The 19,506-nt window shown below is 66.1% G+C and carries 21 protein-coding genes; 16 read left to right on the forward strand and 5 right to left on the reverse strand.

Going from position 1 to position 19,506, the window contains the following annotated elements; translation table 11 throughout:
* Window positions 1-22 precede the first annotated feature (22 nt).
* The gene (locus tag AC0V2Y_RS24185; protein WP_475417050.1) at window positions 23-964 is read right to left on the reverse strand and encodes a LysR substrate-binding domain-containing protein; all 942 of its coding nucleotides are present in this window, start codon (window positions 962-964) and stop codon (window positions 23-25) included.
* A 149-nt stretch (window positions 965-1,113) separates the two neighbouring features.
* Between AC0V2Y_RS24185 and AC0V2Y_RS24190 the strand changes: the two genes are divergently transcribed.
* Window positions 1,114-2,340 carry an HD-GYP domain-containing protein gene (locus tag AC0V2Y_RS24190; protein WP_475417049.1) on the forward strand — a complete coding sequence of 409 codons (1,227 nt, stop codon included), beginning with the start codon at window positions 1,114-1,116 and terminating at the stop codon, window positions 2,338-2,340.
* Here the strand turns inward: AC0V2Y_RS24190 and AC0V2Y_RS24195 are convergent.
* A complete protein-coding gene (locus tag AC0V2Y_RS24195; protein WP_070219064.1) occupies window positions 2,337-3,383 on the reverse strand; it encodes a GGDEF domain-containing protein in 1,047 nt (348 codons plus the stop codon). The two genes, AC0V2Y_RS24190 and AC0V2Y_RS24195, sit on opposite strands and share 4 nt — an antisense overlap.
* Before the next feature lie 481 nt (window positions 3,384-3,864).
* On the opposite strand from AC0V2Y_RS24195, the gene AC0V2Y_RS24200 reads away from it, so the two are divergent.
* The 14 genes from AC0V2Y_RS24200 to AC0V2Y_RS24265 all read left to right on the forward strand — a co-directional run bounded on the left by AC0V2Y_RS24200 (window position 3,865) and on the right by AC0V2Y_RS24265 (window position 16,883).
* On the forward strand, window positions 3,865-4,047 hold the full coding sequence (locus AC0V2Y_RS24200; RefSeq protein ID WP_034752975.1) for a Flp family type IVb pilin: 183 nt from the start codon (window positions 3,865-3,867) through the stop codon (window positions 4,045-4,047).
* Between the two features lie 54 nt (window positions 4,048-4,101).
* Window positions 4,102-4,635 (forward strand): A24 family peptidase, encoded by a 534-nt coding sequence (locus tag AC0V2Y_RS24205; RefSeq protein ID WP_475417048.1) that lies wholly within the window; start codon window positions 4,102-4,104, stop codon window positions 4,633-4,635.
* A 93-nt stretch (window positions 4,636-4,728) separates the two neighbouring features.
* Window positions 4,729-6,102, forward strand: a complete 1,374-nt coding sequence (locus tag AC0V2Y_RS24210) for an ATP-binding protein (protein ID WP_475417047.1) — start codon at window positions 4,729-4,731, stop codon at window positions 6,100-6,102.
* Window positions 6,099-6,956 (forward strand): Flp pilus assembly protein CpaB, encoded by an 858-nt coding sequence (cpaB, locus tag AC0V2Y_RS24215; RefSeq protein ID WP_475417046.1) that lies wholly within the window; start codon window positions 6,099-6,101, stop codon window positions 6,954-6,956. The genes AC0V2Y_RS24210 and cpaB overlap by 4 nt, the downstream gene beginning before the upstream one ends.
* 18 nt (window positions 6,957-6,974) lie before the next feature.
* The gene (locus AC0V2Y_RS24220; protein ID WP_475417045.1) at window positions 6,975-8,414 is read left to right on the forward strand and encodes a type II and III secretion system protein family protein; all 1,440 of its coding nucleotides are present in this window, start codon (window positions 6,975-6,977) and stop codon (window positions 8,412-8,414) included.
* A gap of 16 nt (window positions 8,415-8,430) precedes the next feature.
* Window positions 8,431-8,733 (forward strand): hypothetical protein, encoded by a 303-nt coding sequence (locus AC0V2Y_RS24225; protein WP_475417044.1) that lies wholly within the window; start codon window positions 8,431-8,433, stop codon window positions 8,731-8,733.
* The gene (locus AC0V2Y_RS24230) at window positions 8,723-10,150 is read left to right on the forward strand and encodes a pilus assembly protein TadG-related protein (protein WP_475417043.1); all 1,428 of its coding nucleotides are present in this window, start codon (window positions 8,723-8,725) and stop codon (window positions 10,148-10,150) included. The genes AC0V2Y_RS24225 and AC0V2Y_RS24230 overlap by 11 nt, the downstream gene beginning before the upstream one ends.
* Complete coding sequence (locus tag AC0V2Y_RS24235; RefSeq protein ID WP_475417042.1) at window positions 10,147-10,629, forward strand: TadE/TadG family type IV pilus assembly protein; 483 nt, start codon at window positions 10,147-10,149, stop codon at window positions 10,627-10,629. The genes AC0V2Y_RS24230 and AC0V2Y_RS24235 overlap by 4 nt, the downstream gene beginning before the upstream one ends.
* Entirely contained in the window at window positions 10,619-11,224 is a 606-nt protein-coding gene (locus AC0V2Y_RS24240) for a TadE/TadG family type IV pilus assembly protein (RefSeq protein ID WP_475417041.1), read from the forward strand. Before AC0V2Y_RS24235 ends, AC0V2Y_RS24240 begins: the two co-directional genes overlap by 11 nt.
* 55 nt (window positions 11,225-11,279) lie before the next feature.
* Complete coding sequence (locus AC0V2Y_RS24245) at window positions 11,280-12,449, forward strand: CpaE/TadZ family protein (RefSeq protein ID WP_475417040.1); 1,170 nt, start codon at window positions 11,280-11,282, stop codon at window positions 12,447-12,449.
* Window positions 12,450-12,499: 50 nt separating this feature from the next.
* The gene (locus AC0V2Y_RS24250; protein WP_475417039.1) at window positions 12,500-13,846 is read left to right on the forward strand and encodes a CpaF family protein; all 1,347 of its coding nucleotides are present in this window, start codon (window positions 12,500-12,502) and stop codon (window positions 13,844-13,846) included.
* A 13-nt stretch (window positions 13,847-13,859) separates the two neighbouring features.
* The gene (locus AC0V2Y_RS24255) at window positions 13,860-14,837 is read left to right on the forward strand and encodes a type II secretion system F family protein (protein ID WP_475417038.1); all 978 of its coding nucleotides are present in this window, start codon (window positions 13,860-13,862) and stop codon (window positions 14,835-14,837) included.
* A gap of 13 nt (window positions 14,838-14,850) precedes the next feature.
* The gene (locus tag AC0V2Y_RS24260; RefSeq protein ID WP_475417037.1) at window positions 14,851-15,789 is read left to right on the forward strand and encodes a type II secretion system F family protein; all 939 of its coding nucleotides are present in this window, start codon (window positions 14,851-14,853) and stop codon (window positions 15,787-15,789) included.
* An 11-nt stretch (window positions 15,790-15,800) separates the two neighbouring features.
* Entirely contained in the window at window positions 15,801-16,883 is a 1,083-nt protein-coding gene (locus AC0V2Y_RS24265) for a LytR C-terminal domain-containing protein (RefSeq protein WP_475417036.1), read from the forward strand.
* 71 nt (window positions 16,884-16,954) lie between these two features.
* Here AC0V2Y_RS24265 and AC0V2Y_RS24270 read toward each other — a convergent pair whose 3' ends face one another.
* Window positions 16,955-17,947, reverse strand: a complete 993-nt coding sequence (locus tag AC0V2Y_RS24270) for an EDSAP-1 family PEP-CTERM protein (protein WP_475417035.1) — start codon at window positions 17,945-17,947, stop codon at window positions 16,955-16,957.
* A gap of 211 nt (window positions 17,948-18,158) precedes the next feature.
* Window positions 18,159-18,533 carry a hypothetical protein gene (locus AC0V2Y_RS24275; RefSeq protein WP_475417034.1) on the reverse strand — a complete coding sequence of 125 codons (375 nt, stop codon included), beginning with the start codon at window positions 18,531-18,533 and terminating at the stop codon, window positions 18,159-18,161.
* Window positions 18,534-18,683: 150 nt separating this feature from the next.
* Here AC0V2Y_RS24275 and AC0V2Y_RS24280 point away from each other — a divergent pair, with 150 nt between their 5' ends.
* Window positions 18,684-18,995 carry a hypothetical protein gene (locus tag AC0V2Y_RS24280; RefSeq protein WP_475417033.1) on the forward strand — a complete coding sequence of 104 codons (312 nt, stop codon included), beginning with the start codon at window positions 18,684-18,686 and terminating at the stop codon, window positions 18,993-18,995.
* Between the two features lie 15 nt (window positions 18,996-19,010).
* Here AC0V2Y_RS24280 and AC0V2Y_RS24285 read toward each other — a convergent pair whose 3' ends face one another.
* A complete protein-coding gene (locus AC0V2Y_RS24285; protein ID WP_034753599.1) occupies window positions 19,011-19,217 on the reverse strand; it encodes a dodecin in 207 nt (68 codons plus the stop codon).
* Between the last annotated feature and the right edge of the window lie 289 nt (window positions 19,218-19,506).

A 19,506-nucleotide genomic window follows, 5' to 3' on the forward strand; every position in this document is an offset into this window, starting at 1 on the left:
GCGATGGGGGTATAAGAAATACTTATGTCATAGGCGAGAGCACGTGCGCCCCCACCCAGCGCCCGCTGCCGCACAGCTCGGCGGCCACTTGCAGCACCAGGTTTTTCACGGCGTTGCCCGCATTGGTGAGGGGAATGTTCTTCGACGCGCACAGGGCCACCGTGCGCGACAGCACGGGGCTGTGGATGGCGTAGCTGCGCATGGCGCCGCTGTCGAGTTCGGCCAGCAGGGGCGCGGCGGGCAGGATGGTGGCGCCCATGCCGGCCAGGATGGCCGATTTCAGGATGGCGATCGAGTTGATCTCGATCACGTTCGCCGTCTCCAGGCCCAGTTCGCGGGCGCGGCTGTCGATGCGCGGGCGCACGCCATGCTGCAGGCCCGGCAGGATCAGGGTGGCGCTCAATGCCTGCGGGAACGACAGCGCCTGTCCGGCGGGCGCGAAGGGCGAATCGCTGCGGCAGATGAAACGCATCTCTTCCTCCACCAGGGGGCAGCAGGAAAACGGCGTGAGCTGGCCATCGTCGAACAGCACGGCCAGGTTGATGCGGCCCGATTTGAGCTGTTCATTGAGGTTGCCCGTGATTTCTTCCGTCAGCTGCAGGGTGATCTCGGGATAGCGTTCGCGCGCGGCCAGCAGCAGGGGCAGGGCCAGGGCGCCGGAGATGCTGTGCGGCAAGCCCAGGGTCACATTGCCGGACGGCCGCGTGGCGCTTTGCGTGACGGCCGAGCGGGCGTCGGCCACCTGTTTCAGGATCGCCTGCGCATGTTCGTAGAACACCTTGCCCGCGTCCGTGCTGAGCACGCCCTGGGCCGAGCGGTGCAGCAGCTGCACGCCCAGTTCCTCTTCCAGCTGGCGCAGCTGCTGCGTCAGGGCCGGTTGCGCCACGTGCAGGATCAGGGCCGCGCGCGACAGCGAACCGTGATCGACGATGGCAACAAAGTAGCGTAATTGGCGCAGTTCCATGGGTCCCAATAGCGGTGCGTTGAGGGTGCGTTGAGCGGAAAAAACTGGGTGTTGCGCCGCAGCGCCGAACGCGGCCAGCAGAATAACAATTTTGTTATACTCATTCTAGCGCCTTCGGTGCTCCAGCCGCGTATTTGTGGGATGACCGCATGCTCAAGAAAGTTGATTCGTCTCAATTAAAAGTGGGCATGTACATTCATGACCTCAGCTGCGACTGGATGACGCATCCGTTCGTGCGCAACCGTTTCCTGTTGCGCAGCGACGATGAAATCCGCAAGATCATGCAGGCCGGCATCCACGACGTGGTGATCGACAGCGGCAAGGGCCTCGACGTGCAGGACGCGCCCACGGTGGCGCAGGCGCAGGCCGCCACCGAGCGCGAACTGGTGCAGATCGCCGCGGCGCCGCAAGTGGTCACGCGCGTGTCGCTGGGCATGGAGCTGGCGCGCGCCACCCAGGTGCGGCGGCAGGCCGCGAGCCTGGTGCGCACGGTGATGGCCGACGTGCGCCTGGGCAAGGCGGTCGAGCTCGACCGCGTGCAGCATACGGTGCAGGATATTACCGAATCGATCCTGCGCAATCCCGGCGCCCTCGTCGGCTTGTTGCGCATCAAGACCAAGGATGACTACACCTTCCTGCATTCCGTCAGCGTGTGCGCGCTGCTGGTGGCGTTTTGCCGCTCGCGCGGCATCGATGCGGCCACCACGCACCAGGCGGGCCTGGGCGGCTTGCTGCACGACACGGGCAAGGCCCTGGTGCCCGACAGCGTGCTGAACAAGCCGGGCCCCCTCACGTCCGAGGAATTTGCCCTGATCAAGCGCCATCCGCGCGATGGCTACGAGATTCTGCTGCAGTCGCCCGAGGTGGGCGCCATTCCGCTCGACATCGCCTTGCACCACCACGAGCGGCGCGACGGCAGTGGCTACCCGGACCAACTGGCCGGCGACGCCATCAGCGAGCTGGCGCAGATGGCCGCCATCGTCGACGTCTACGACGCGCTGACGTCGGACCGCAGCTATCACAAGGGTATTCCCGCCGCCGAAGCCCTGCGCAAGATTTATGAATGGAGCAAATTCCATTTCAACCCCGTGTTCGCACAGGATTTCATGCGCTGCGTGGGCATCTACCCGGTCGGCACCATGGTGATGCTGGAATCGGGCCGCCTGGCCGTCGTCGTCGAGGCACACGAAAGCAATCTGCTGGCGCCGAAAGTGAATGTGTTTTTCAGTACGAAGAGCAAGACCTACATCAAGCCCGAGACGGTCGACCTGTCGCGCGGCTTCGGCTTTGGCGGCGCCGACAAGATCGTCGGCCATGAGTCGGCGGCCAAGTGGCAGGTCGATCCCATGCGTTTTATCTCGCTGGCGGATGCCTAGAAGAATTCCGCCGTATCGTTCGAGGCGATGGTCGTTAATAAACCTTTCGCTACCAGCTCGTCGTAATGGCAAGCCAGGTTGCGGCCATGGCTTTTCGCGTAATACAAGGCCTGGTCGGCGCGGCCGAGGATGATGACGGGCGCCTCGTAGGCGTTGATGCTGACGAAGCCCACGCTGACGGTGACTTTGCCCACTTGCGGGAAGTCGTGCGCTTCGACATTGGTGCGGAAGCGGTCGATGATTTTCTGCGCATTTTCCAGGGTGATCGAGCGCAGCAGCACGACGAATTCCTCGCCGCCGAAGCGGAAGATGCGGTCTTGCGAGCGGAACGACGATTGCAGCTGGTTGGCGATCAGGATCAGCACTTCATCGCCATACAGGTGGCCGAACTTATCGTTGACCAATTTAAAATGATCGACGTCGATCACGGCCAGCCATTGCCGTTCCGTGTCCGTATGGTGGCGCCGTTCTTCATCGACGGGACGCGGCTTGTCCGCTTCCGGTTCGCCGCGGCTATGCAGGATTTTCGCCAGCTGGTCGTCGAAGGTCTTGCGGTTCAACAGGCCGGTGAGCGAATCGCGCTCGCTGTAGTCGAGCAGGTTCTGGAAATTGCGGTACACGCTGACGATGCCGCCGATCACCTGGATCGTGGCGCCCGTGTACGGCGTGGGGTTGGTGATTTCCAGGCAGGTCGTGACCTGGTCGCCGATCCAGATGGGCAGCCACAGCAGGTGGCGGCCGTCGGCACACAGGGTGTCGGCGCTCGCTTCATGGCGCTTGATGCAGGCGGCCAGCGCCGGGTAGTCCGACAGCGGTTCGCCGGGCAGGGTAGGGTCGGTATGCTCTTCCATGCGGGCCACGCTGCCCGCCACGATGATGGCCCGCGACCGCACGAACACCTGGCCACGCACGGTGGTCAGGGCCAGCACACGGGTCTGCGACGCGGCAGCGAGTTCCTGGACCGCCGAGATCACGGAAATGTCGAGCATCGTGTGGTCGCGGTGCCCGGTCATGTCCACCATGTGTTTCAGTAGGGAATCCATTGTCGTTCTCTGGAAAGTAGTCACACAAGTGTCGTCATACCAGCATTGCATCAAGCAAGAGCATGTTCGCGTCCGTCTACAAGAAGCCAAGATTTATTTGGTGGCATGACGCTCTTTACCGCCGGGCGAGAGGCCTTTCCAAAGAAGAGCTAAGCAGGATAATGTCTTTTTGCCTAATAGGCAATTAACGTATGCAATATTTCATGTAAATACATGATATTCATGCAGCACATTGTAAAAAACTTGCCTTGACGAAGGCTTTCAATCCGGATCGCAACAGTTGCTTGCGCCAGCCGTCATTTCAACAGGGTTTGATAATTTCCATATGGAAACTTGTGGCGCGTCAATTTGCCAAAACGTGGACGCTTTATAGTCAATGCAATGGCGCAGAAATTTACGGCAGGAAACATATTAGCAGGAATGGGCAATGTTTCACACCCGATTGCGCCAGGGACTTGTGATTCACTTTTGGGAGCTTGTCATGCATACCTTCCTGTCGGCAGTACAGCAGTTTGTCAAGGATGAGGATGGCATTACGGCAATCGAATACGGCCTGATCGCGGCCTTGATGGCCACCGCCATCACGGCCGGTTTCTTGCTGATCAAGACTAACTTGCTGGCCGTCCTCACCGACATTTCGTCGAACCTGGTGTTGACGCCCTAAGCGGGTGCCCGCTGCTGGCCGGCCGGCAGCGGGTTTTTCTTCGGGAGGTATGCCATGCCTGCAACTGCCTTGTGCGACCTGCTGTTGCTGTGCTTTGTGACGGCCGCTGCCGTCAGTGATTTGATCCGTCGCAAGATTCCCAATGGTGTGGTGTTGTCCGGCATCCTCGCCGCGCTGGCCTTGCACCTGTGGCTGTGGCCGCAAAGCGTGCTGCCGTTGTGGCTGGGCGGCATGGCGACGGGCTTTTTCCTGTTTTTACCCTTATACGTGCTGCGCGGCATGGCCGCCGGCGACGTCAAGCTGATCGCCATGGCGGGCGCCTTTGCCGGTCCCTGGCCCGTGCTGCAGATCTGTTTCGCCACCTTTGTCCTGGGCGGCCTGATGGCCGTGCTGATGATCACGTACCAGGGCAAGTGGCGCGCCTGCCTCGGCAATCTGCGCCAGCTGCTGTGGCCGATGATCGCGCGCATGGCCGGCATTCCCCTGGCGCCGACCGCATTGGGCAGCCATGCCAGCGTGGGCAACATGCCGTACGGACTGGCCATTGCCCTGGGCTGCCTGGTGGTGCAAGGGCGGCATTATTTCTGATTGGTATTCATTGCTATTGATCAATGGGCGCCAGTCCCCGCTCGCTAGAATGAATTCTGTTCAATGCAGTCTTAACTGGCATGGAGACGCAGCATGACCGAGGTCGATTATTCCATGAGTACCGACAGTGCGCCGCGTCCCGCCGACGCGAACCTGATGCCGCCCTTGCCGCCGCAGCCGAAGAGCTTGCGTGAAACGGGACTGGAGCGGCCGCTGGTCGTCGAACTGATCGCCAAGCTGATGTTTGTGGGCGGCAAGACACACCTGTCCGCGCTGACGACGCGCTTGCGCCTGTCGATCAATGTCTTGCGCGAAGTGCTCGATTTCATGGTGACGGAGCAGATGGCCGAAGTGGCCTGGCGCGGCGAATCCGATATCGACGTGCAGTACCAGCTGACGGGCGCCGGCAAGCAGCGCGCCAGCGCTTTTCTGGAGCGCTGCGCGTATATCGGCGCCGCCCCCGTCACCCTGGAAGCGTATCGCGCCATGGTGGCGCGCCAGTCGTGGCTGGCGCAGGAACAGCGCGTGGGCAGCGACGACCTGGCCGCCGTGCTCGGCGGCGCCCACGCGGGGCCGGGCATGCTCGACGTGGTCGGCGCGGCCCTGCATTCGGGGCGTTCGCTGCTGCTGTACGGTCCGCCCGGCAGCGGCAAGTCGACCTTGGCGCTGCAACTGGGGCAATTGCTGCACGGGCTGGTCGCCGTGCCCTACGCCATCGTCGTCGGCCAGGACATCATCCAGTTGTACGATCCGGCGCAGCACCTGCCGCCCGCGCCGCAGCACGTCAGCCATGCGCGCCAGGCGCTGGAACGGCGCAGCACGGATATCCGCTGGGTGCTGTGCCAGCGTCCCGTGATCCACGTGGGCGCCGAGCTCGACGCCGGCATGCTGGAGCTGCGGCTTGACGCCAGCGGCGGCTGCTACCAGGCGCCGCCCCATGTGCGGGCCAACAACGGCATGCTGATCATCGACGACCTGGGCCGCCAGCGCCTGGGCGCGCAAGAATTGCTGACGCGGCTGATGCAGCCGCTGGCACGGGGCAGCGACCAGCTGGGCCTGCCCGGCGGCGTGCAGATCAGCGTGCCCTTCGACAACGCCCTCGTGCTGGCCACGAATGTGCCGCCGGGCGAGCTGTTTGACGCCGCCTTGCTGCGCCGCATCGGCTACAAGGTGCAGGTGGGGCCGCTGGCCGAGAACGCCTATCGCGCCCTGTTCCGCCAGCAATGCCGCCTGGCCGGCATGGCCATCGACGAGCCGGCCCTGAACCACCTGCTGCAGCTGCATGGCGCGCAGGGACGGCCCCTGCTGGCCAGCTATCCGCAGGAATTGCTGGCGCGCATAGGCGACTTCGCGGGCTTTGCCGGCTGCGAAGCGCGCCTGACGGTGGGCGCCCTGGAACAGGCCTGGAGCAGCCTGTTTGCCAGCTGCGACATGCCGGCCGCCAGCCTGTGCGAGCGTATCGCATGAAAAACCGGCGCGCCCTCCTGATGATGGGCCTGGCCGTGGTGCTGGGGCTGCTGGCCGTGCTGCTGGCCTCGCACTGGCTGCTGCGTCAGACGCCGGCCGGCAAGGGCAAGATCGTCGTCGCCGCCAGCGATGTCAACCTGGGCCAGCGCCTGACGCCCGAGATGCTGCGCCTGGCCGAATGGCCGGCGGAAAGCCTGCCGCAAGGGGCGCTGCAAGACCCGGCGAAACTGGCGGGACGGGTGCTGAAAACGAGCGTGCTGCGCGGCGAGCCGCTGAGCGAAGCCAAGCTGGCGCCCGCCGGGACGTTGGGCGGCCTGTCGGCCCTGATCACGGAAGGACGGCGCGCCATCACCGTGCGCGTCAACGACGTGATCGGCGTGGCCGGCTTCGCCTTGCCGGGCAATTATGTCGACATCATCGTGAGTACCCAGCAGGATGCGGGCGACCGCGCGTTTCCGCAAAGCCGCAATATTTCCAAGATCGTCCTCGAACGCATCCTCGTGCTGGCCGTGGCGCAGGAAGTGGGGCGCGACGAGACCAAGCCGCGCGTGGTCAATGCCGTGACCCTGGAAGTGACGCCGGAACAGGCGGAAAACCTGGACCTGGCGCGCAGCGTGGGCAGCCTGTCGCTGGTGCTGCGCAACCAGGTCGACCCGCAGCCGGGCGTGACGGCGGGCGCCACCAAGCTGACCCTGCTGGGCGGACCGCACGAAGCCGAGCCCGCGCCCGCCGCCGTACCCGCCGCCGTGCCCGTGGCGCCGCGTCCGGTGCACGTGGTGAAGGCGGCAGTGGAAGCGCCGCGCCAGTGCAGCGGCGTCATCGACGGAACGCGCCAGTCGCGCGAATGTTTTTAGCCAACCATGGACACGCTCATGAACCGCGCCCTGCTGACTCTGTGCTGCCTGCTGTTGCCGCTTGCCGGCGCGGCGGCCGATCCTGGCCCCCGCTGCGGCGGCGAAGCGGCTACCCCCGGCCACCTGCAGCTGCAAGTGGGCAAGTCGAGCATGCTGCGCCTGCCCGAGGCCGTGCTGGCCCGCAGCGTCGGCAATCCGGCCATGCTGCAAGCCATGCTGGTGGCGCCCGACACCTTGTATGTGGTGGGCGTCGACGTGGGCAGCACGAATATGATCATCCAGGGCAGAAGCGGCGCGTGCAGCGTGGTCAACGTCAGCGTCAGCATGGACCCGGCCGGCCTGCAGACGACCCTGGCGGCCCTGATGCCGGAAGAAAAAGCCATCCGCGTGACAGCCGTGGCCGACACCCTGGTGCTGTCGGGCACGGTGCAGGATGCGGGCGCCGTGCTGCGCGCCGTCGAGCTGGCGCACGCGTATGTGCGCCGTGCTACGCACCCGCTGGCGCTGCCCAAGCCCGCCGACGGCGCCGCCTTGCCGGTGGCGGCCACGGCGCCGGCCGGCGGCGCGGCCAGCGCCAACAGCCGCGTCATCAATATGCTCGACGTCAGCGCGCCGCAGCAAGTGATGCTGGCCGTGCAAATTGCCGAAGTGTCGAAGTCGCTGCTGGAACGGCTGGAAGTGGGCGCCACCTTGCGCTTCGCGTCCGGCAGCTGGGCCACCACCTTGCTGTCGAATTTCTTGAGCGGCACGGCGAATGGCTTGCTCGACGTGCGCAAGTCGAACGGCCAGCAGCTGACCATCGAGGCGCAGAAGCAGGATGGCCTGGTGCGCATCCTGGCCGAGCCGACGGTGATGGCGATCAGCGGGCAGGAGGGCAGTTTTCTGGCGGGCGGCAAGATCTTCATTCCCGTCGGCCAGGACAACAACAAGATCACGCTGGAAGAGCGCGAATACGGCGTCGGCCTGCGTTTCACGCCCACCGTGCTGTCGGGCGGGCGCATCAACCTGAAGGTGGCGCCGGAAGTGTCGGAACTGTCGCGCGAGGGCGTGGGCATTTCCGCCGCCGGCGTCAGCGGACGCTCGATTCTGCCCGTCATCACCACGCGGCGCGCCGCGACCACGGTGCAGCTGTACGACGGCCAGAGCTACGCCATCGGCGGCTTGATCAAGAATAACCAGGTGAGCAATATCACGGGCGTGCCGTGGCTCAGCGAGCTGCCGGTTCTCGGCGCGCTGTTTCGCAGCACGGATTTCCAGAACGACCGCACGGAATTGCTGTTCGTCATTACCGCGCACCTGGTGAAGCCCTTGCCGGCCGACGCCGTGCTGCCGACGGCGCAGCTGGCACCGCCCTCGCGCGCGGACTTGATGTTGCGCGGCAAGATGGAAGGCGCCTTGCCGCCGGCGCCGCCGTCCGTGCCGCCACCGCGCGTGGCCAACGGCTTCGAGTTGAAATGAGACGGGGAGACACGCCATGCCGAACTCGCTCCTGATACCGCTGCGGCGCCTGGCCGCGCTGCTGCTGGCCATGCAGCTGGCCGCCTGCGCGCACAGCAGCACGCCGCAGCTGGACCCGCGCTTCGGCGACGCCGTGCGCCTGGCCATGGCGCGGCAGGTGCGCGATCCGGCCAGCGCGGGCAATCGCACGCCGGCGGACGGGCTCGACGGCCCCAGCGCGCACGCCGTCATGCAGCGCTACCGCGCCTCGTTCGCCGAACCGAACGGCCAGGCGCCGCAGCCCGTGCAATTCATGCTGGGAGGCGGCAATGGCAAGTAGACGCCGGCGCCAGCGCGGGGCGATGCTGATCGCCTTTTCCATCCTGCTCATCGTGGTGCTGGGCTTTATCGGCCTGGCGCTCGACGTGGGGCAAGTCATCGGCCGCAAGACGGAATTGCAGAACCTGGCCGACAACGCGGCGCTGGCGGCGGCCGCGGAATTGGTGGGCACGCCCGAAGGCCTGCTCGCTGCCGTGGACAAAGCCAAGCACAGTGCGGCCGACAAGAGCGCGTACCGGCGCCGCATGGAGGGCGCCATCCTGTCGGACGCCAGCATCCGCTTCGCCAGCGCGCCCGATGCGCCCGCCAGCGAGTGGCATGCGGCGGGCGCCGTGCCCGACGCCGCCACGGCGCTGTTCGTGCGTGTCGATACGCAGGCCAATGCACCGTCGCTGGGGCGGGTGGCGACGGCGTTCCTCGGTGCCTGGTCGCCCGCGCTGCGCACCCTGGACACGGGCGCGCGCGCCGTGGCGGGGCGGAGCAGCTTGTACCTGACGCCGCTGGCCGTCTGCGCGCTGTCGGCCAGCGCGGCCAGTCCGCGCACGAACGCGGCACTGCTGCCGGCCGTCGAGCTGCTGGAATATGGCTTTCGCCGCGGCGTGGCGTATAACCTGTTGAAACTCAATCCGAACGGCCCGGCGGCCGAACACTTCGTGCTCAATCCGGTGGGCCAGCCGGGCGTGGTGGGACCGTCGCAGCAGGTCGGCGAGTCCAGCGTGTTGCCGTTTGTATGCAGCGGCACGGTGCTGTACCCGCGCATCGGCAGCGCCCAGGTGCACGTGCACCGGCCGTTTCCCGCCACGTTGTGGCCGGCCTTCAACGCGCGCTTCAACCAGCATGCGGGCAGCGGCTGCCATGCCCTCACGGCGCCGCCCGACACGAATATCCGCGCCTATCCGAACACGGCCGCGAACTGGTGGATGACGAACACGCCCGACGCGCCCAGCGCCCTGAGCACCGGGAATCCGCTGCTGTCCGTGGCCGATCCGGAATCGAACGCGACGCCGCCCGCGGTCGGCAGTTATGGACCGCTGTGGTCGTTTGCCAAGGCGGTCAGGTACAGCAGCGTCAAGCCGGCCGGCGGCTACGTGCCGTTCGCCACCAGCGACTGGCCCAAGCTGTATCCGGCTAGCCCGGCCGCGCCGGCCGCCAAGTCCGGCTATCCGTCCACGCCGCCTTACCAGACGTTGGCTTATCAGACGGCGCCGACCGGCAACACGGGCGTGGCGCAGCGGCGCCTGCTGCATATTCCCCTGCTGGCCTGTCCGCTGCCGGCCGGCAGCGACGTGCTGGCGCAGGTGCGGGGCATCGGCCGCTTCTTCATGACGGCGCCGGCCAGCAATGGCATGCTGAGCGCCGAATTTGACGGCCTGGTGGCCGAGGGCACGCTGGTGGGCCCTGCGGAGTTGCTGCAATGAGGCCGGCCTGCCGCGCGCCGCGCCGCCAGGACGGCGTCGCCGCCATCGAGCTGGCGCTGATCATGCTGTTCTTTATGGGTTTGTTGCCCTTCGTGCTGCTGTTCGGCCGCGCGATGCTGGCGTACACGGCCCTGCAAAAAAGCGCGCACGATGCGGCGCGCTACCTGGCGACCCTGCCGTTGCCGCAGATGGCCAATGCCGATGCGGCGGAGCAGGGCGCCGTGTTTGCCCGGCAGATGGTGCGCCAGGCGATGCTGGAATCGTGGCCAGGCATGAGCACCGGGAAGGTCAATGTGGATTGCATCTATAACGATGACTTTTATAGCTGCGGCAACTACCCGATGGCACCGCTGCAGGTGCGCATCAAGGTGGCCGTGGACATGCCCGTCGATATCCTGCCCGAGCTGACGCGCAAGTGGCTGCCGCAGCTGGCGCCGATCCCGCTGCGTGCCAACGCGACATTGCGCTATGTTAATTAACCTGCGCCCCCAGCGGCAGCGCCAGGGCGGCGTCTTCGCTGTCGAGTTCGCCATGCTGGCGCTGCTGTTCTTTCTGTTCCTGTTTGCCCTGCTGGAAGTGGCGCGCGCCGTGTATTTATGGAATATGGTGCATGAAATCACCCGGCGCGCCGCGCGCGGCGCCGCCGTCGCCGATTTCAGCAATGCGAGTGCGCTGCAGGCCCTGCGCACGCACGCTGTGCTGCGCGCCGCGCCGGGCGTGCTGCCGCTGGGCGGCGGTATCAGCGACGCGTATGTGCGCATCGATTATCTGTCGCAGGCCGGCGGCGCCGTGCTGGCGGCCGTGCCGGTGACGGTGATGCCCGGTTGCCCGCAGCGCAACCGCATCAATTGCCTGGACGACCCGAACGGCGCCAGCTGCATCCGTTTCGTGCGCGCGCGCCTGTGCGTGCCCGGTGACGGCGCGCGCTGCGAGAGCGTGCCGTACCGGCCCATCCTGCCGCTGCTGGGCGCGATGTTTCCCTCCGGCGCAAACGCCGTGCGCCTGCCCAGCGGCGCCACCATGGCCGTGGCCGAGTCGCTGGGTTATCCGGACAATCCCGGTTTTTGTCCCTGAGCGCCACCTGGCGGCGCAGCCTACTGTGTAGACCTGAAAGAAGCGAGGAAGTGCGATGAAAGCCTTGATGATTAGCCGCGACGCCAGCCTGCACGATGAGATTGCCGCGCAGGGGGCCGCCCGCATGCCCGTGCTGCGTTTGCTGGAACGGCGCACCGGCTTGCGCGACGCCGTCGAGCGCATGCTGCCGGAAGCGCCGGAACTGGTGATCGTCGACGCCAGCGGCATCGATGCCGACGAGGCCGACCTGCTCGAGCGCCTGGCGCGCCAGTATCCGCTGGCCGTGCTGATGCTGCTGACGCGGGGCCAGCAGCAGGATGTGCTCATCCGCGCCATGCGCGCCGGCATGCGCGAAGTGCTGCAGCTGCCGCTGGTGCACAAGGCCTTTCACGAGGCGATGGACCGGGTCGATATCCAGGCCGGCGTGACGCAGATGCGCGACGGTAAGGTACTCGCCTTCATCTCGTGCAAGGGCGGCAGCGGCGCCACCTTTCTATCGACGAATTTTTCCTACGCGCTGGCCAGCCTGGCCGGCTGCAAGGTGCTGCTGATCGACCTGCACGGCCAGTTCGGCGACGCCACTTTATATGTCTCGGACCAGAAGCCGGCCATGACCTTGTCCGACATCTGCGCGCAGATCGCGCGCATGGACGGCGCCTTCCTCGCCTCGTGCCTGGTGCACGTGACGCCGAACTTCGGCGTGCTGGCGGCGGCCGACGACCCGGCGCACAAGGTCGACATGCAGCCCGAGCACATGGACCGCATCCTGGCCGTGGCGCGCCAGCATTACGACTACATCGTGCTCGACGTGGGACGCCAGATCGATGCGCTGTCGCTGCGCGCGCTCGACAACGCCGACACCATCTATCCGGTGCTGCAGCTGGCCTTGCCCGACATCCGCGACGGACGCCGCCTGCTCGATATTTTCCGCTCGCTCGGCTATCCGGGCGAGCGCCTGCGCCTGATCGTCAACCGCTATGAAAAGGGCGGGCGCCTGCGCCTGGCGGACCTGGAGCAGGCGCTGGGCGCGGAAGTGGTGCACACGGTGCCCAACGATTACTTTGCCGCCACCGATTCCGTCAACCAGGGTATCCCGCTGCTGCAGCTGTCGCGCACCAGCGCCGTGGCGCGCAGCCTGGCCGAACTGGTGGAACTGGTGACGGCGCGCCGCGTGACGGAAAGCCGCGGCCTGTTCGACCGCCTGTTCAGTCGCAGCGAGGCTTAGGACAGGGACAAATGTCAAGGCTCCCGCCGGGGGCCATCATGGGAGCCGAGATGACTTTACGCGAACGCCTGGCGGCAAATGAGACGGTGCGCCCCGCCACGCATGGACAAGGCGCGCTGGCGCTGCACGCCTACCAGGAACTGAAGAAAACCATGCACCAGACGATACTCGACCGTATCGACCTGGAACGGCTGAAGCGCCTGACGGCGGAGCAGTTCAAGCACGAGCTGGCGCTGCTGGTGCAGCGCGTGATCGAGGAAGAGCGCATCGTGCTGAACCAGCACGAGCGGCATAGCCTGGTGCTCGACATCCAGCACGAGATGCTGGGCTTTGGCCCGCTCGAACCGTTGCTGGCCGACGCCAGCGTGTCCGATATCCTCGTCAACACCTGCGACAAGGTGTATGTGGAGCGGGGCGGGCGGCTGCAGCTGACGGACGTGACCTTCCACGACAATGCGCACCTGATGAAGATCATCGAAAAGATCGTCTCGCGCGTGGGGCGCAGGGTCGATGAATCGAGCCCGATGGTCGACGCGCGCCTGCCCGACGGTTCGCGCGTCAACGCCATCATCCCGCCGCTGGCCGTCGACGGCCCGATTTTATCGATCCGGCGCTTTGCCGTGCAGCCTTTGACGATCACCAACCTGCTCGACTACAAAAGCCTGACGCCGCCCATGGTGCAGGTGCTGCAGGCGCTGGGGCAGGCCAAGGTCAACATCCTGATCTCGGGCGGCACGGGGAGCGGCAAGACGACCCTGCTCAACGTGCTGTCCGGCTTCATTCCCGGCAGCGAGCGCATCGTCACCATCGAGGATGCGGCCGAACTGGCGCTGCGCCAGCCGCACGTGGTGCGCCTGGAAACGCGCCCGCCGAATATCGAAGGCAAGGGGGAAGTATCGCAGCGGGCGCTGGTGCGCAATGCGCTGCGCATGCGGCCCGACCGCATCATCCTGGGCGAGGTGCGCGGCGCCGAGGCGCTCGACATGCTGCAGGCGATGAACACGGGCCATGAGGGCTCGCTGGCGACCATCCACTCGAACACGGCGCGCGACGCGCTGGCGCGGCTGGAAAACATGGTCGGCATGGCCAATGTGAACCTGACGCCGCGCGCCACGCGCCAGCAGATCTGTTCGGCCGTGACGGTGGTGATGCAAGTGTCGCGCCTGACGGACGGCGGGCGCAAGCTGGTCAGCCTGCAGGAGGTGACGGGCATGGAAGGCGACATCATCGCCATGCATGAAATCTTCCGCTTCGAGCAGACGGGCGTCGATGCCGACGGCAAGGTGCAGGGCCATTTCTGCGCCACGGGCGTGCGTCCGCGCTTTACGGAGCGCCTGCGCATGTTCGGCGCGCCGGTACCGGACAGCGTCTTCGATCCCGACCGCATCTACGAATAGAGGGGGGCGCATCATGGACCTGGTCTTCTACGGCTTTGCCGTGCTGCTGTTCGCCGCCTGCATCCTGATGGTGGAAGGCGCCTGGCTGTGGTGGTCGGGCACGCACGGCAGCGCGGCGCGGCGCATCAACCGGCGCTTGCGGCTGATGGCGGCGCGCGGCGAGGGCGGCGGCGAGCGGGTCTCCATCCTCAAGCAGCGCCGCTATGCGCGTTCGCCTGGCCTGGAGCGCCTGCTGCGGCGCCTGCCGCAGGCGGCGCGGCTGGACCGGCTGCTGCTGCAATCGGGCTTGTCCTGGTCGGTGGCGCAGTTCCTGGGCGGCAGCGGCGCCCTGCTGCTGGCGGCCTTGCTGCTGTTGGCTGCCTGGTCCATGCCCTTGCCCGGCGCCTTGCTGCTGCTGTCCGTCGCCGTGAGCGCACCGTGCCTGCTGGTGCTGCGCGCGCGCGCGGCCCGCCTGAAAAAGATCGAGGCGCAACTGCCGGAGGCGGCCGATTTCCTGGCCCGCGCGCTGCGCGCCGGGCATTCGTTTTCGAATGTGCTGCAGATGGTGGGCGATGAGCTCAATGAGCCGATCAGCGGCGAATTCAAGATGGCGCACGAAGAGATCAATTACGGCGTGCCGATGAACGAGGCGCTGCAAAACCTGGCCGCGCGCATTCCGCTGACGGACTTGCGCTACCTCGTCATCGCCGTACTGGTGCAGCGCGAATCGGGCGGCAATCTGGCCGAGGTGCTGGTCAGCATCGCGCGCATCATCCGCGCCCGCCTAAAACTGCTGGGCCAGGTGCGCGTGCTGTCGGCCGAGGGGCGCATGTCGGCCTGGGTGCTGGGGCTGATGCCGGTGGTGATGATCGGCGTCATGGCGCTGGTCAACCCGCAATACATCCGCCTGCTGTGGACCGATCCCAGCGGCATCAAGCTGCTGTGGTACGCGGCTGGCATGGTGGCGCTGGGCGTGGTGTGGATGCGCAATGTGATACGTATCAGGATATAAAACTGGAGGTGGCATGAGCGGTGCACAACTGCTGTTCTTGTTGATCGTCTTCGCCGTGGTGGTGGCGCTGGCCCTGCTGGCGTGGCTGATCTTCTTTCCCGGCACCTTGCGTCAGCGCCTGTTCGGCGCCATGGCGCCGGCCGCCAGCGAGGCGGTGGCCGATACTGGCTGGGTGGAGCGCGTGGTGCGCGTGGCGCAGCCGTTCAGCAAGCTGTCGCTGCCGGAAGAGGGCTGGGAGCGCTCGCCGCTGCGCACGCGCTTCATGAACGCGGGTTGGCGCCAGGCCAGCGCGCCGGCCCTGTACTTTGCCGCGAAAACCGTGCTGGCCCTGCTGTTTCCCACCGTGCTGGGTTTGTATGCGGCCAGCGCCATGGCGGCGCAGCTGCGCAGCGTGCTGTTGCTGCTGCTGTGCGTCAGCGCCACCGTCGGCTATTACCTGCCCAACCTGGTGCTGGCCAGCACGGCCAAGCGGCGCCAGCGCGACATCTTTGAAAACATCCCCGACGCGCTCGACTTGCTGACCGTATGCGTGGAAGCGGGCCTGAGCCTGGAGCGCGCGCTGGTGAAGGTGTCGGGCGAAATCCACATCAAGAGCGTGGTGCTGGCGCAGGAATTGCAACTGGTGCTGATGGAAATGCGCGCCGGCTTTTCCAAGGAAAAGGCGCTGCGCAACCTGGCCCTGCGCAGCGGCGTGGAAGACGTCGACACCCTCGTCGCCATGCTGATCCAGTCGGAACGCTTCGGCACCAGCATGGGCGACTCGCTGCGCGTGCATTCGGAAAACCTGCGCGGCAAGCGCAGCCTGCTGGCCGAGGAGGCGGCGGCGAAGATCGCCCTGAAACTGCTGTTCCCGCTGATCTTTTGCGTCTTTCCCACCCTGATGCTGGTGCTCATGGGGCCGGCCGTGATCGAAGTCTATCGCGTGCTCGTGCCGGCCATGGCCAGCCGCTGAAAGGAGTCACCATGCGCTTGACGATTTCCCGCCTGGCCGCCGCCTGCGCCTGCCTGGGCCTGGCCGCCTGCACCACGCAACTGGCCCATGCACCGGTGCCGCAGTGGCCCGACGCCGATGCCGCCTATGCGGCAGGGCGCCAGCATTTCGAGCGGGGCGACCTGCCTGCGGCGCAAGCGGCCTACGAGCAAGCCCTGCGCCATGCGCCGCGTCATGTGGACGCGCGCAATGGCCTGGCCGTGCTGCACGCGCAGCGCGGCGAGCACGCTGCCGCCATCGCCCAGTGGCAGGCGTTGACGCAGGAGGCGGGCATGGCGCGGCCGCGGCAGGCCTATCTGTTCAGCAATCTCGGTCATGCCTATTATTTAAGCGGACGCGATGCGCAAGCGTTGACTGCGCTGGAACAGGCATGCCTGCTCGATCCGCTCAATGCGCTGGCCTGGCAGCACCTGGCGCAGGTACTGGAGCGGCTGGGACAGCACGAGCGCGCGGCCGTCATGCGGCGCCAGGCGGCCAGCTTGCGGGAACACGATGTGCGGCGCGACATGGCCGTCTTGCGCGGCGAGGCGGCGCCGCAGTCCGCGCCCGCGCCCGCGCCGGTACCGGATGCGCCCGCGATGGCGCGCGTGGAGATCACGCAGAGCGATGGCATGGCCCAGCTACGGCGCGTGCCGGCGGCGGTGCGCAGCCTGCCCGCTAGCGCGTTGCTGCCCGCCGCGCCTGTGCCTGTGGCTGGCGCGCCGCATCCGCGCCTGGAAATTGTGAACGGCAACGGCGTGCCCGGCCTGGCCGCCGCGCTGGCGCGCAGCTTGGCCGGCACGCCCGTGCAGGTGGTGCGCCTGGCCAATGCTGGCAGCTTCCAGGTGGCGCGCACGCGCGTCGAATACCGGCCCGCGCAGGAACAGGCGGCGCGCCAGCTGGCCCGTCAGCTGGGAACGCAGGTGCAGACCCAGGTGCCGATCCAGGCCGCCGACTGCCCTGCCAGCGAGCTGCGCCTGGTACTGGGACACGACCTGAGCGACCCCGCCATGCTGCACCGCTATTATCTGCAGCAATTGCAGCTGGCCCGCCAGGCGCTGGCACGGCTCGGTTAACACGCATCGGCTGGCATAAAAAAACACGCGGCGCCTTGGCGGGCGCCGCGTGTTTTTGAGCGTGCCAGTGTTTATTTCGGCTGGCGGCGGCGCGTGAAGGCGAGGCCGGCCAGTCCCGTGCCCAGCAGGAACAGGGTGCCTGGCTCCGGCACTTGCAAGGGTTCGATGACGACGATGTCGGTGCGCGTGGACTTGGAGAAGTTCAAGGTATAGCTGCCGGCGGGCAGGGCGAAATTCGACGTCAGGGAAAACATCGCGAAGCCATTCGTGAAGGCGCGCGAGGTGGCGGGATCGTTGGTGCCGGCCGTCATGTTCAGGCTGAACGGGTCCAGGCTGCCGACCGTATGGTTGCCGTTGACGTCGCTGCCATTGTTGGCATCGCCGTCGGGCGCGAACTGGAAGATCACGCCGTCGGCATTCGCATTCGACAGGCAGCCGACGGGACTGGCGGTATTGCACGAGATATTGAAGATATCCATGATCGACACGTTCGACTTGTCGCCCATGGTCGTCACGCTGGTGCGCAGGTCGCGCCGTCCCATGAAGCTGAAGGTGATGAAGCCGGCGCTCGACAGGGTCAGGTTGACGGAGCCGGTCAGCGTGTCGCCAGCCGTGGCCGTGGCGGCGCCCACCGTGTTGCGCTGTGTTTCCGCCACGGCGCTCACGGTCGAGCCGGTGCCGTTGAGCATGTTGCCGAAGGCATGCGCATCGCCGCGCGCGAATTCCAGCGTGGAACTGGGGCTGGGTGCGTAGTTATTTTGCGGCAAGCCGCTGCAGCCGCCGCCCGAACACACTTGCAGCACGTCGGCATTGGCGGCCGGGCCCGTATTGACGGCGCGCGGATTGACGGCCACGCCGCCCTGGAAAAAGGCGCTGTCGCTGGCGTTGCGGTTGGCGCCGGCCAGCGACAGCGCGCCGGCGCTGGTGGTGATGCGGAAATTGTTCAATTCGTTGACGGCCAGGCCGTACGCGCCGGCCTGCGCCTGACCGCTGGCCAGCAGGCTTGCCGCCGCCAGTGCGCCCAGCCAGCCCAGGGTCTTGCTTCGTGTGTGATCGACGTTCATCGCAGCCTCTTATCGTAGTCAGTCTCGGAAAATCCGGGGGATAAAGAATCCAGAATGACTTTCCTGGATTCATCTCGTAGACAGTGATAAGCAGCTTGCGTGCCACACAAAAAAAGCATTTCAAATCAAACGCTTGCGTAAAACGGACTGAGCTGGTGGAAGCAAAGTGTAAGAAAGGCCGACGCCGCCTGGCGGGCGGCATCGGCCAGCCTCAGGTACCCCGGTGATAGCCCAGGTGGCCGCCCGAATTGCGCGCGCAGCCGCAGCCGATGCGCGCCACTTCCTCGCCTTCCGTCAATTTCCAGTTGGTAATCGTCGTGTGCTGCCAGTCGATGTCGCTTTTCTTGACAGGTTTCACCGTCAAGGTGCGGGTTGCCGCGTCCGTGTACTCCATCAGCTCTTCGTCGTCGGCGATGTCGAAATGGCGGTGGATCAGGGAAATGCCGAAGCGGTCGAGCGCGCCATAGCGCTGCAGCACGTCGCGCAGTTCGCGAAAGCAGGCCAGGTCGTCGGGCAGCAGCGGGTCGACGGCGGAAATATCGGCGACGGGCTGCCATTGCATGGCGTGGATGTTCAGGCTGTGCATGATGTTCTCCTGTGCCCCTGGTATCAAGCCCAGGCTGCCGGAGGGGCGCCGGCACGCCTGGCGAAGTGCCCATCGTGGCCGCAACGCCGCTGCGGCGCTTGCGTCAGATCAAAGGTGCGGCATATCGTGGCTTGCCCGGTAAAATAGGCGATGGCAAACAAAACCCCCACCTTCCCCGGCGCACGCACGGGCCGCGGTCAGGTCCTGGCCGTGCTGCTGTCGAACCGCGACCAGTCCGGCGCCGAGCCGCTGCAAGGCCGCGTCTCGCTGGCCGCCATCGTGAAAGCGCTGAAACGCAAATACCACTGGCCCATCGAGACGCACAGCTTTCCCGCCAACACGCAGGATGGCCGTGCCAGCTGGGCAACGGTATATAGCTTGCCGGAAAAGGTGATCGAGGCCGCGCTGGAAGCCGGCGGCCGGGAGTGGCTGGAGAGCCGGGGAGTGCCTGGGCTGCGCTGAACGCGTCGCCCTCCGCTATTCGAGCCGGAAGCCGACCTTCAGCGTGACCTGGAAGTGCGCCACCTTGCCGTCGACGATATGCCCGCGCGATTCCGTCACTTCATACCAGTCCATATGCTTGACCGTCAGCGCCGCCTTGGCAATGGCATCGCGTATCGCCTGATCGCTGCTTTCGGTGGACGTGCCGACCAGCTCGATCAGTTTGTAAGTGTGTGCGGACATGATATTTCCCCAGGTAGGCAAGCCAGACATCGGGAGCCTGCTTTGCGCAGGCACGTGCCCATCTTGCGCCTAAACGTGCTGATAGTCATTGCGCGGTGCAGCAATGCGATTGCGAATCTGGCGAAGGCTGCCATCATGCTGGCAACATTGCTGCCGGTTAAAGCCAGGACTTCAGTTGGTTTTGTTGGCGTGTGGGTGGAGATAGTCCGCGTTGCGTCCCACGCTATGCGCTCACTTCGGGGCGCGATGAGCGTCAATGGCGCCAGGAGCATCCTGCAGGCGCCTGGGA

The sequence above is a fragment of the Janthinobacterium sp. BHSEK genome, from assembly GCF_056174685.1.